This is a genomic window from Cupriavidus sp. L7L (assembly GCF_004353535.1).
GTDB lineage: Bacteria > Pseudomonadota > Gammaproteobacteria > Burkholderiales > Burkholderiaceae > Cupriavidus > Cupriavidus oxalaticus_A.
In genome coordinates this window covers 275,381-287,121 of the sequence record NZ_SMNY01000009.1, presented here as the reverse complement: position 1 = coordinate 287,121, position 11,741 = coordinate 275,381, and the positions used below count along the sequence as shown (strand labels likewise).

Annotated in this window: 11 protein-coding genes; 4 read left to right on the top strand and 7 right to left on the bottom strand. The window is 67.4% G+C overall.

The genetic code is table 11. The annotated features are described in order from the left end of the window. Nucleotides 1-29: 29 nt before the first annotated feature. The 3 genes from E1J61_RS09260 to E1J61_RS09250 form a co-directional block, all read right to left on the bottom strand. Nucleotides 30-311 (bottom strand): UxaA family hydrolase, encoded by a 282-nt coding sequence (locus E1J61_RS09260; protein ID WP_133093774.1) that lies wholly within the window; start codon nt 309-311, stop codon nt 30-32. Between the two features lie 286 nt (nt 312-597). Beyond that, a complete protein-coding gene (locus tag E1J61_RS09255) occupies nt 598-1,158 on the bottom strand; it encodes a YcbK family protein (RefSeq protein ID WP_133093773.1) in 561 nt (186 codons plus the stop codon). Nucleotides 1,159-1,188: 30 nt separating this feature from the next. Continuing rightward, a complete protein-coding gene (locus E1J61_RS09250; protein WP_133093772.1) occupies nt 1,189-2,826 on the bottom strand; it encodes a murein L,D-transpeptidase in 1,638 nt (545 codons plus the stop codon). Between the two features lie 444 nt (nt 2,827-3,270). On the opposite strand from E1J61_RS09250, the gene E1J61_RS09245 reads away from it, so the two are divergent. From E1J61_RS09245 to E1J61_RS09235, 3 genes are all read left to right on the top strand, one after another. Continuing rightward, nucleotides 3,271-3,813 carry a fimbrial protein gene (locus E1J61_RS09245; protein WP_133093771.1) on the top strand — a complete coding sequence of 181 codons (543 nt, stop codon included), beginning with the start codon at nt 3,271-3,273 and terminating at the stop codon, nt 3,811-3,813. 182 nt (nt 3,814-3,995) lie between these two features. Then, complete coding sequence (locus E1J61_RS09240; RefSeq protein WP_207951192.1) at nt 3,996-4,757, top strand: fimbria/pilus periplasmic chaperone; 762 nt, start codon at nt 3,996-3,998, stop codon at nt 4,755-4,757. 93 nt (nt 4,758-4,850) lie between these two features. After that, on the top strand, nt 4,851-7,412 hold the full coding sequence (locus E1J61_RS09235) for a fimbria/pilus outer membrane usher protein (RefSeq protein ID WP_133093770.1): 2,562 nt from the start codon (nt 4,851-4,853) through the stop codon (nt 7,410-7,412). A gap of 9 nt (nt 7,413-7,421) precedes the next feature. Here E1J61_RS09235 and E1J61_RS09230 read toward each other — a convergent pair whose 3' ends face one another. The 3 genes from E1J61_RS09230 to E1J61_RS09220 form a co-directional block, all read right to left on the bottom strand. After that, nucleotides 7,422-8,048 carry a response regulator transcription factor gene (locus E1J61_RS09230; protein WP_133093769.1) on the bottom strand — a complete coding sequence of 209 codons (627 nt, stop codon included), beginning with the start codon at nt 8,046-8,048 and terminating at the stop codon, nt 7,422-7,424. A 158-nt stretch (nt 8,049-8,206) separates the two neighbouring features. After that, nucleotides 8,207-8,617, bottom strand: coding sequence for a carboxymuconolactone decarboxylase family protein (locus E1J61_RS09225; RefSeq protein ID WP_133093768.1), 411 nt, complete (start codon nt 8,615-8,617; stop codon nt 8,207-8,209). 51 nt (nt 8,618-8,668) lie between these two features. After that, nucleotides 8,669-9,736, bottom strand: coding sequence for a CaiB/BaiF CoA-transferase family protein (locus E1J61_RS09220; protein ID WP_133093767.1), 1,068 nt, complete (start codon nt 9,734-9,736; stop codon nt 8,669-8,671). 394 nt (nt 9,737-10,130) lie between these two features. Between E1J61_RS09220 and E1J61_RS09215 the strand changes: the two genes are divergently transcribed. Next, complete coding sequence (locus E1J61_RS09215; RefSeq protein ID WP_133093766.1) at nt 10,131-10,574, top strand: universal stress protein; 444 nt, start codon at nt 10,131-10,133, stop codon at nt 10,572-10,574. A 110-nt stretch (nt 10,575-10,684) separates the two neighbouring features. On the opposite strand, the gene E1J61_RS09210 is transcribed toward E1J61_RS09215, so the two are convergent. Further along, nucleotides 10,685-11,737, bottom strand: coding sequence for a serine/threonine protein kinase (locus E1J61_RS09210; protein ID WP_133093765.1), 1,053 nt, complete (start codon nt 11,735-11,737; stop codon nt 10,685-10,687). Nucleotides 11,738-11,741 lie beyond the last annotated feature (4 nt).

The following is an 11,741-nucleotide window of genomic DNA, read 5'->3' as shown; positions in this document are numbered from 1 at the left end:
GGGGAGATGAGTGGCGGACGGGGCGTGGCTTACCAGCGCTTGGTCTTGATGTTGTGGACGTGGGCGTGTTCGCCTGCCTTGATCGGCGCCACCACCTTGCCGATGTCGATGCCGTACTTGTAGACGGTGTCATCGGGATCCATGTCGCACAGCGCTACCTTGTGGCCGATGGGGATCGGCTGCAGCGCGGTCACGGTCACGATCTTGTCCTCATCCATGATCCAGGCGTTCAGCCTGGTGCCAGCCTGGATCCCTTCCACCACGGCCACCGCCACGGTGTCCTTGGCGTCGTGCAGCACTACGTGAATCATCGTTGTCTCCTCTGTGGATCGGTTGTGCGGGTTGTCTGTGAAACCATCTTAGGCAAGCTAAAGATCCATGTCAACTAACTCATATATATCACTTAGTTGAATGTGAATCGGCGCATGAGGGACGCTGGGGACCGCAGCAGATCATTGGCGACCTGCGGCTCGTCTTGCGGCAGTGCTAAGGGGGAGGAGTTGCTGGCGCTGCGACGGCCTGTTCAAGGCCGCCGCCAGGGGCATCGACGTGCCCGGTCAACGAATCAGTCGCCGGCGGTGACGACCTGCCGGGGGGTTACCAGTAGCGTACCCGGCCCGTATCCAGGTGTACGAATTGCTCGCCCTGGTAAAAACCGACACCCCCGCCCTTCAACGTCTTCGCGGCATCGCGCAGGTCACCGAGCGGCACGCCGGCGACGCGGATGTCGATGGCCTTGCCGTCCATGTGGAGGCTGTGCCTGGCGACCCCGCCGCCACGCGAGGTTCGCAGGCGCGAATTTGTGGCCGGACTGCGATAGCCCGAGATGACCTGGAACGGTTCGTTGGTACCGAGTTCTCGGCGCAGCTGGTACAGCAGGTCGAACAGCTGCGGATCGATCACTCCAACCTGGCCCGAATAATGGTCGCGCAGGAAACCATTGAGCGAAGTAAGTGCCTCGGGCACAAAACTCTCGCCCACGGCATAGACGAGCTTGATGCGCTCACCCGTATGAGTGTGGTCAAAGGCCAGCGTGCGCGCATCGGCCAGGCTGGCAAGCGCCTGGCGCGGCGCCAGGGGCATCAGTCCGGCAGCCAGCGCCAGGCCTCCGGTGGTATGTAGAAAGCGGCGGCGTGCCTTGCGCGTCGCATCATTCATGGTACTTCCTCTGCATGTGCTGGGCGCGCCTTACTGCCTGGCAGCAGCGCGCGCGATGGCTGGCGGCGAGGGGCGCCCGGTGCGTTGCCGCAGCGCCTTGTCCAGCAGTTTGTCGTGACCGTAGATGTCAGGCAGGAAGGATACACGACCATCGGCCCGGGCGATGACCGTGCCATAGGCCAGCACCACCGGCAGCGGTTGCTGCAGCCGCACCGTGTTCGACTTCCCGCGCGCCATCGCCTCGCGGATACGCGCCTCGTTCCAGTCAGGCATATCCTGCAGCACGAACTGAGCCAGTGCCACTGGGGATTCCACGCGGATGCAGCCGTGGCTGAAGTCGCGCCGGTCGCGCTTGAACAGCTGCGGCGTCGGGGTGTGGTGCAGGTAGATGTTTTCGTTGTTGGGGAACATGAACTTGATGTCGCCCAGCGCGTTCATGGGGCCGGGGCGCTGCCGGATGCGCATGCGGCCATTGAGCACGGCTTCCAGGTTGTCCTCGGACAGCGTGGTCACGGCCTTGCCGTCGCCGGTCACGAACTCGAAGCCCTGCTGGTTGAAATATGCCGGATCGCGGCGCAGCCGGGGCACCGTCTCGCGCTTGGCGATCGACGGCGGCACGTTCCAGTACGGGCTGAACTCGATGTAGCGCATATCTTCCTCGAACAACGGCGTGCGCGTGTCCAGCGCCTTGCCGACGATCACCTTCATCTCCAGCTTGATGTCGAGCTTGCCGTCGCGGATCTCGTAGGCGCGCAGCATGAACTCCGGCACGTTGACCACGATCATGCGCGGGCCATCGAGCGGGGTCCAGCGCATCCGCTCCATGGTCAGTTCGATCTGCCGCACCCGGCTGGCCATGGGCAGATTAAGTTGCGCCAGCGTCCCGGTGCCGATCACGCCGTCGGCCTGGAGCCCGTGCCGCGACTGGAACGCCTTGACGCCATTGACGAGTGCGCCTTCATAGCGCGCCGGCGGCTTCGTGCCGGCCGGCAGGTCGCCCAGTGCCACCAGGCGCGCCGTCAGCGCCGCAGTGCCCGCCCACGGCTGCCCCGGCGTCAGCTTGCCCGCGGGCAGCGCCGGCAGCGGCTGCACCCAGACCGGCAGCGCGGCGATCTCGCGGTAGCGGGCCAATGCCTCGCGCAGCGTGCCATACAGGGGGAAAGTGGGCGCGGCCTGGCGCACCGCGTCCGGCAGGCGGTGTTGCGCGACCGCCTCGCGCAGCACCGTGGCGGCGTCATACGGGCGTTCTTCCTGTGGCGCGAAATCGGCGCGAACCGCACGGGGATTGATACGGCCGCCGTGCAGGTCGGCCAGCATGCGCTCCATCGCGGCGGTCAGCGCGGCGTCAAGACGGGCGGCGGCATCCGTTGCGAGCACCGGCCCGGTGGCCGCCTGGTGCACTGCCTGACGCAGCGCCTCGGCATCGTAGTCGCCCGGATCGAGTCCATCCGCAGCCGCGTTGGACAGCGCGTCGACCGCCTGCCTGGCTTCCGGTACGGGCCTGCCCTCGGCGAACCATAGTGGTCCCTGAGGTGCCGGAGCGGCTTGTGGCGCCGACGCTTGTGGCGCGTGTGGCGCTGGTGGAGTCTGGGCCGCCTGAGGCGCCTGGGCCCGGACCGGGGCTCCGGCGGCGCCTGCCAGCAGCAGTGCGGCGAGCGCAAGTTTCATTGTGCCGGGACGGTGGCCGCTGACGCGACTCGCGGCCAGGCAAAGCGCAAGGAGAGCAGCCTTGCCTGCGGCAAGACTGGCGCCGGTCAGGCGCATGGCGGCTGTCGGTAACGAAGGCATCGTGGGGATGGGCTCGTTTCGTGGCACACGCCCACAGTCTACCCGTGTTGGGGAAGCGGCGTCAGGACCGCACGGCGGGCCGCTTCGCGACCGCCAGACCACATCGAACAACGCAAATCACGGGTCCGGCAAGGTCACCAGGCAAATTCGGCCGATTCACGCAGCTTGCTCGGAAGTTTCACACGGTGGGCGTATCGCCATATTCCTACACTGGGCCCCGTTCACAAGGCAATTCCGATGTCCGGATGCAGCCGCTGCCTTGGAACACTTGCGTGCCACGGCAATCGTGCGGGCGGCACGTCTTCCACAACCAAGAGACCCAACATGAAATTCGCATTTGCACCGGTGGTAATCGCCGCCGGCATCGTCCTCGCGTCGCAATCCGCGCATGCCGTCGACGGCACCATTACCTTCAACGGAAATATCACCCCCACATCGTGCGAGATCAATGGCAACGGCACCAGCTCGAAGTCATTCACCGTCACGCTGCCGACCGTTTCGGCAAAGACGCTGAACACGGCTGGCGCGCGCGCCGGCCGCACTCCGTTCACCATTGCGCTGAGCTGCGATGCGGATACCGGCGCGGTCCACACCTATTTCGAACCGGGACCGACCACCGACGCCAGCACCGGCAACCTGGTGATCAACAGCGGCACCGGCACGGCAAGCAATGTGCAAATCGGGCTGCTCAATGCAGACTTCTCGCTGATCAAGGCCGGCTTTGCGGACAGCGCCCAGAACTCGCTGCCCATGCAGCTGACCGGCGGCACGGCCACCCTGTCCTACTTTGCCGAATACGTCGCCACCGGCCAGGCCACCTCGGGCTCGGCCAATTCCAGCGTGATGTACACCATCGCGTATCCGTGACGCCAGCGCGTTCCTGAGATTTCCCTGAAGGGCAAATCCGATTCCGGACCTGGCGCACATGTGGCGCAGTCCGGTGCGTAGGCACGCGCCATGTTGGCGGCGCGTGCCGCCCTCTTTCCCTCTGCTGTGCTTGCCGGTCCTGCCGACGACTGATTCTTCAAGCTCTGTTTTACGGCCTCAACATGCTGTACATATCCCTGCGAAACTTGCTGGCCGCCCCCATGGCCGCGCTGGCGCTGTCGTGCGCGTTGCCCGCCAACGCCTCCGTCATCGTCGGCGGCACGCGCGTGGTCTACCGCGCCGCGGACAAGGAAGTCACGCTAAAACTGACCAACGAAGGGCAATCGCCCGCGCTCACCCAGGCGTGGGTCGATGCCGGGACGGCGACCCCGACGCCGACCTCGATCGAAGTGCCCTTCACGATCACCCCGCCGATCGCGCGCATCGACCCGGGCAAGGGCCAGACGCTACGCATTCTCTATACCGGCGAGCCGCTGCCGCAAGACAAGGAGTCGCTGTTCTGGCTCAACGTGCTTGAAATCCCGCCGAAGCCGTCCGCCGATGAAGCTGGCGTCAACTCGCTGCAAATGGCATTCCGTTCGCGCTTCAAGCTGTTTTTCCGCCCCGCCGGCCTGCCGGGCAGCGCCACGGCGGCGCCGGCTGCGTTGCGCTGGGAACTTGGCAGCCGCGACGGCAAACCCGTGCTGCTGGCGCATAACCCAACGCCATACCATGTGTCGCCGGTCAGCGTCGAGGTCATTGCCGGCGAGCACCTCGCCAAGGCGACAGACCCGGACATGATTGCGCCTGGCGCCACTGCAACCTTCCACCTGGACAGCGAAGTCCGCAACCCTGCCGGCGCCACGGTGCGTGTGCACTGCATCAACGACTTCGGCGGCAGGGACAAGTTCAGCGCGCCGCTGAACGCCTCCGGCTCTCGCTAGCCCTCTTCACTCTTCAACCCACGGTCCGTTACGCCCTTCGGCAGCCGCCGGCTGCCGATGCCTGCGTGCGGCCATCGTCGACACGCCGGTTCCATGCTGACACTCTCTCCCCGTCACGTCCCGTTTCGCCTGCGTCCGCTTTATGCCGTGTTGCTGACCTTGTTCGCCAGCGGCGCAGGCGCAGCCGGACAACCCGACGCCAGCCCGACGCCTGTCCGCTCCGCGCAGGACGTGGAGTTCAGCGATACCTTCCTGCAGGGTACGGCGGGCGGCGTTGCGGACCTGAGCCGCTTCAGCAAGGGCAATCCGGCGCTGCCGGGCCACTACCGTGCCGAGTTGTATGTCAACGAAATCTGGCTGGGTCGCGCCGGCGTGGAGCTGCGCCAGTCCGGCGACCCCGCCGCCCCGGCGGTGCCGTGCTTCGATCGCAGCCTGCTGGAGCGCATCGGCGTCGACCTGGCCAGGCTGCCGGCCGCCGCATCGCTGGACGGCGACGGCTGCCAGCCGCTGCCAGCGCTGATCGCCGATGCCACCGCGAGCTTCGACAACGGCGAGCAGCGGCTCGACGTCAGCGTGCCGCAGGCCGCGACGGTGCGCCGCGCGCGTGGTTACGTCAGCCCCGAGAACTGGGACAACGGTGTTCCGGCGGCACGCTTGCAGTACAACGCCAACATCTATCACTCCGACGCATCCAGCCTGTCGACCACGCAGGCCTATGTGGGCCTGAACGCCGGCCTCAACCTGGGGCCATGGCGCTTCAGCCACCAGGGCAGCCTGAACCGCGATGAACGGCAAGGCACGCGCTACCAGAGCGTGCTGACCAACCTGCAGCGCGCCATTGCGCCCTGGAAAAGCCAGTTGGTGGTCGGCGATGCCTTCACCGACGGCACGCTGTTCGACAGCATCGGCTTTCGTGGCGTGCGCCTGGCCAGCGACGAGCGGATGTATCCCGAATCGCTGCGCGGCTATGCCCCGATCGTGCGCGGTATCGCGCGCAGCAATGCCCGCGTGCAAGTCCGCCAGCAAGGCAACATCCTCTACGAAACCACGGTGGCACCCGGGCCGTTCGAGATCGATGACCTGTACCCCACCGGCTACGGCGGCGACATCGAAGTCGTGGTTACCGAGGCGGACGGCAGCGTGCACGTATCGACGATGCCCTACGCCGCCGCGGTGAACGCCTTGCGCGCCGGCCAGAGCCGCTACAGCGTCACCGCGGGCCAGTACCGCAACACGGTACTGCAAGGCTCGACGCTGCTGCTGCAGGGCACTTACCTGCACGGTTTCAGCAACACCGTCACCGGCTACGGCGGCTTTGTGGCCGCGCAAGGCTATGGGGCAATCGCCGCGGGTGCCGCGCTGAATACCGACCTGGGTGCCTTTGGCGCCGACATCACGCATGCCAGCACGCGGCTGCAGGGTCAACCGGACCGCAGCGGCCAGAGCGTGCGGCTGAGCTACAGCAAGCTGGTTGCACCAACCAATACCAATTTCTCGGTTGCGGCATACCGCTACTCCAGCCGGGGCTACCTCGGCCTCGCCGATGCCATGTCCTGGCTCGCGCTGGACCAGGCGGGACGGCTGCCAAGCCTGCCCACCGCGCGCGGCAAGCTGCAGCTAAGCATCAACCAGGCCCTGCCGGCCGGCTATGGCAACTTCTACCTGACCGGCTCGGTGCAGAGCTACTGGCAGGGCGGCAGCACCGTCAGCCAGTTCCAGGCCGGCTACAACAATACTTACCGCGCCATCGCCTATGGCGTGTCGGCGTCGCGGCAACTGAATGTCGCCACGAGCAAGTGGGACACGCGCGTGATGCTGACCGTCGGCCTGCCGCTGGGCAAGTCGCCACGGGCACCCTACTCGCTGACCAGCGTCCAGCGCGGCTCCGACGGTTCCTTCACGGCACAGGAGACCGTGACCGGCACGCTCGGCAGCGACAATGCCATCAGCTATGCCCTCAATGCTGGACATAGCGGCGGCGGGTCCGGCAGCGCCAACAGTATCGGTGGCAGCGTCTCCTATATCTCGCCGTTTGCGACGATGACCGCCAACGCGTCCAGGAGTACCGCATATGCGCAGGCCGGCGCGGGCATTTCCGGCGGCATCGTGGCCTACGCGGATGGCGTGGCGTTCTCGCCGTCCCTCGGCGATACCGTCGCTGTGGTCGAGGCCAAAGACGCCGCAGGCGCGCGCCTGGCCAATGGCGCCGGGCTGCGTGTCGACCCGTGGGGCCATGCCGTGGTCTCGAACCTGGTGCCGTTCGCGCGGAACGAAATCGAGCTCGATCCGCAGGGCCTGCCGCTGGAAGTCACTCTCAAGTCGACGCAGCAGCGGATCGCGCCCACCGCCGGCGCGGTGGTGCGGGTGCGCTTCGAAACCGAGAATCCCGGCCGCGCGGCAATCCTGCGCACGCGCCTGCCGGATGGCGCGCCAGTGCCGTTCGGCGCCGAAGTGTTCAGTGCAGACGGCAAGCCGGTCGGGACCGTGGCGCAGGCAGGCCGCGTGCTAGTACGCGGGCTGGCAACGGACGCCGGCACGCTGACGGCACGGTGGAGCCAGGCCAGTGGCGATGCCTGCACGCTGCACTATGACCTCGGCAAGCCTGGCAACCAGGCGGCGGCAATGGTGGCCAGCGATGCACCGTGCACGCGCTGATGCAGCCGTTCACCACACCAGCTGGTGGCGACGCGCATAGTCGACCATCTCCACCAGCGAGCCGACATTAAGCTTGGCCATGATGTTGGCCTTGTGCGTGCTGACCGTCTTGCTGCTGATCAGCAGCTCGGCGGCGATCGCCTTGTTGGAATGACCGCGCGCCAGGTATTGCAGGATGGTGATTTCGCGATTGCTGAGCCGCGGGATGCCGGAGTCGAGCGCTTCGCCGAGCTGGCGCGCGGCTTCCAGCGTGTACATGGGGAACACCAGGTAGCCGCTCAGCACGCCGCGCGCGGCCTGCAGCACCTCGGGCACGCCGCGATGCTTGACCACGAAGCCGTGCGCGCCGGCGCGCAGCGCCCGCACCGGGGCGGCGGTGGCGTCGGTGCAGGACAGCACCAGCACATGTACCGTGGGAAAGGTTGCCGACACGCGCCGGACGAAATCGACGCCGGGATTGCCGAAATACTCGACATCGACCAGCACCAGCCCGGGGCGGTGATCGCGCACCAGCCGGAACGCATCGCGCACGCCGTCGGCTTCCAGCACTTCGGCGGCCTCCAAGGCCGCCGCCAGTTGACCGGACAGCGTAGTGCGGAACCGGGAAGGCTCGTCGACGATCAACGCGTGTTGCAATTGGAACTCCTTGACAGCTTGGGGGAACTGCCAAGATTAAGGGCCATGCTGCGTGCTGAAGCGCGGAATACTCGCTGCGCGGGAGCAGCAGAATCTGCGCGGCGGCCGGGCAATTCCGCAGGGGTGCACAGCCAGGCGTAGCCGGGCCGGCCTGCGCGTCAGGACCTGGCGGCGTCCAGCACTTCAGTCAGTTTGCGGCTGGCGTCCAGCGCCGCTGGGAAACCGCAGTAGACGGCGCTGTGCACCATCAGTTCGCGCAGTTCCTCGGGCGTGACGCCGTTGGCCAGCGCGCCGCGCAGGTGGCCGGCCAGTTCCTGCGGCCGGTTCAGCGCGATCAGCATCGATACCGTGGCCAGGCTGCGCTGCTTGCGATCCAGCCCTTCGCGGGTCCACACCGTGCCCCATGCAAACTCGGTGACCAGCTGCTGCAGGCTGGTGTCGCCCTGCTGTGCGGCGGCATCGAGCGCGCGCTGCACGTGCGTCGGGCCAAGGACCTCGGTGCGGACTTCGAGGCCGGTGGCGAACGCGGGGGTGGGCGTGTAGTCGGCATTCTGGCTGGGGTCGGCCATGGCATCTGTCTCCGGTATCAGGTGGTGACAGATCTTAGCCGAACCGGCCGCTCACTCCGTGCCGGCGGGCAGGAAGCGCGGCGCCGGCGCCGAGCGTGGCACCTCGCGCTCGCCCTGCCGGAACATCCGGTAGGTGCCGCGCGCCTGGTTGTGCGGATGGCAGGCGGCCTCTTCCAGAGTCAGCACGCGCGCGAAGCAGACATCGGTGCCGCCCAGCAATGCCTCCCAGTGCTTGCTCGGCTGGGCGGCGATGCACGCGGCGATGCGCGCCTTCAGGGCGGGCCACTGGACGCGGTCGTATTGCGTGGCGGGATCGACGTCGGTCAGTTCCAGCCGTTCGAGCAGTTCGCGGTAGAACTGCGGCTCGAGTGCGCCCAGCGTGATGGCGCGGCCGTCGGCGCAGCGGTAGACGTCATAGAACGGCGAGTCGTGGAACGGGCTGGGCTGGGGTCCGCCGAGCGTGCCGGCGGCCCGCGATACCTGCACCAGCGAGCCGAGCATGGCAACGATGTCGGTGATCGCCGCATCGACCACGCAGCCCTGGCCGCTGGCACGCGCGCTCAGGATGGCGCTGGTCAGGCCGAAGGCCAGCCCGAGCGCGCCGGTGGCGTCGCCCATCACGGTCGGCGGCACCATCGGCAGCGCATCGTCGCGCGCGGCCATCGACAGCAGGCCGGTCAGCGCGATGTAGTTCAGGTCATGACCGGCGCTCTGCGCCAGCGGGCCGCTCTGCCCCCAGCCGGTCATGCGGCCGTACACCAGGCGCGGATTGCGGGCATGGCAGGCCTTGGGGCCCAGGCCGAGCCGCTCCATCGCGCCGGGGCGCAGCCCTTCGATCAGCGCATCGGCGCCTGCCACGAGGTCGAGCGCCGCGGCGACGCCATCGGGCGACTTCAGGTTCAGCTGCACCACCTGCTTGCCGTGCTCCAGCTCCATCTCCGGCGGCACGGCCTGGCCGCGCAGGATGCGGCGCGCGTCAGGGGCGACCGGGCGGGTCACCAGCGTTACCTCGGCGCCGAGGCCGGCCAGCATGGCGCCGCACAGCGGGCCGGGGCCGATGCCTTCAAATTCCACCACCTTGATGCCGCGCAGGGGCAGCAGCTTGCCATGCTCACTCATTTGCTTGTCTCCGGTTGCCGTGCGCCGGGGTCCGAGGTCGGGATCCGGGCCAGCCTGGGTGGGATATGTAGTGCGCCGCGTCAGTACGGCCTCCTGCCGGCCTGTCACGGCGCTCGCGAGCCATGCTACGCGCCACGGCGCCTGGGCGGCAATGGCCGAAACAGCCAGCCGGGTTGACGGATTTGCCATGCGGCCGGTTATCGCACGCGAGGCCGTGGTGGCATCGTAATTTTCCGAACCAACTTGATCTAAGTCGGGTCACAGCGGGAAACTTGCTGCGATGATGGTTTCAGATGGCGCCGGCGCCCCGCGGCGGCAGCGTCAGGAGGTGTTCTTCAACCTGGCTCGTCCCGACAATCCCCAACGACAGCCCCCAATCCAGGAGATTCCCGTCATGACCAATATCGTGCTCGCCACCGATGGCTCGGCCTTCAGCGATGCCGCGGCGCGCTTTGTTGCCGAAGGCAAGCTGCTGCAGACCGGCTTTACCGTGCATGTCGTGCATGTCGCCCCGGAAGTGAGCGGCCAGGTGCGCGCCTTTGTCAGCAAGGAAACCATCGACGACTGGCACAAGGAGGCCAGTGACAAGGCGATGGCGGGTGTCAGCGAGATCCTCAAGACGGCCGGCGTGCCGTTCGAGCAGCATGCGCTGCACGGTTTTGCGCCGGAACGCATCGTGGCCTATGCGCGTTCGGTGAATGCCGAAGCCATCGTGATGGGCACGCACGGCCGCGGTTCCTTCTTCGATGCGGTGATCGGTTCGGTGGCCGGACGCGTGCTGGCGCAGGCGGATTGCCCGGTGCTGCTGGTCAAGGCGCCGGAAAAGAAGGGTAACTGAACAAAAGAGCCGGCAGGCTAACGTTTGAGGTGCTCCCAAGCCACCCCGAGCTAGCCTAAGCAAGGTGTTCTCCCTCTCCCGCAAGCGGCAGAGGGGAGTTGCAGCAGCCGTCAAGCGCCCCACAGGGGCGCTTCGTCCATCAGGGCCACCTGTTCGCGCAGTTCAAGAATGCGATCCTGCCAATAGCGCGCGGTGCCGAACCACGGGAACGCGGCCGGGAAGGCAGGGTCGGCCCAGCGGCTGGCCAGCCAGGCGCTGTAGTGCAGCAGGCGCAGGGTGCGCAGCGCCTCCACCAGCCACAGTTCGCGCGTGCGGAATTCGGCGAAGTCCTCATAGCCGGCCACAATGTCGGCCAGCTGGTCCTGCATTGCCGCGCGGTCGCCCTCCAGCAGCATCCAGATGTCCTGGATCGCCGGCGCCATGCGGCTGTCGTCGAAATCCACGAAGTGCGGGCCGGGCGCTCCGAGGCTGCCGCCGCGCGCATCGTCTTCGTCGATCCACAGCACGTTGCCGCGGTGGCAGTCGCCATGCACGCGCAGCAGCGGCACGTCGCCGGCGCGTTCGTAACAGCGGCGCACGCCGTCCAGCGCGAGCTCGGCGACCGACTGCCACGCCGGCAGCAGGTCGACGGGGATGCAGCCGCTGGCCAGCAGCCAGTCGCGCGGGGCAATGCCGAAGGTGTCGATATCCAGCGCGGGCCGGGCCTGGTAAGGCTGTGCCGCGCCGGTGGCGTGGATACGGCCGATAAAGCGGCCGAGCCAGGTCAGCGTGTCCTTGCGGTCGAGCGCGGGTTCGCGGCCGCCGCAGCGCGGGAACACCGCAAAGCGAAAGCCGGCGTGGTAGCGCAGCGTGCCGGCATCCGGCGCACCGGCCGGCAAGTACAGCGCCGGCACGGCCGGGATCTCGGCATCGGCCAGCTGCTGCACGAAGGCGTGTTCTTCCAGGATGGCCGCGTCGGTCCAGCGGCCGGGGCGGTAGAACTTGGCGATGACCGGCGCGGCGTCCTCGATGCCGGCCTGCCACACCCGGTTCTCATAGCTGTTGAGTGCCAGCAGCCGCCCGTCGGGGCGCAGGCCGGCGCTTTCGAGCGCGTCCAGCATCCGCTCAGGCGTCAGGCCGGCATAGGGAATACCGGAATCGGCCGGGGCGGTGAACGCTGTCATGGTG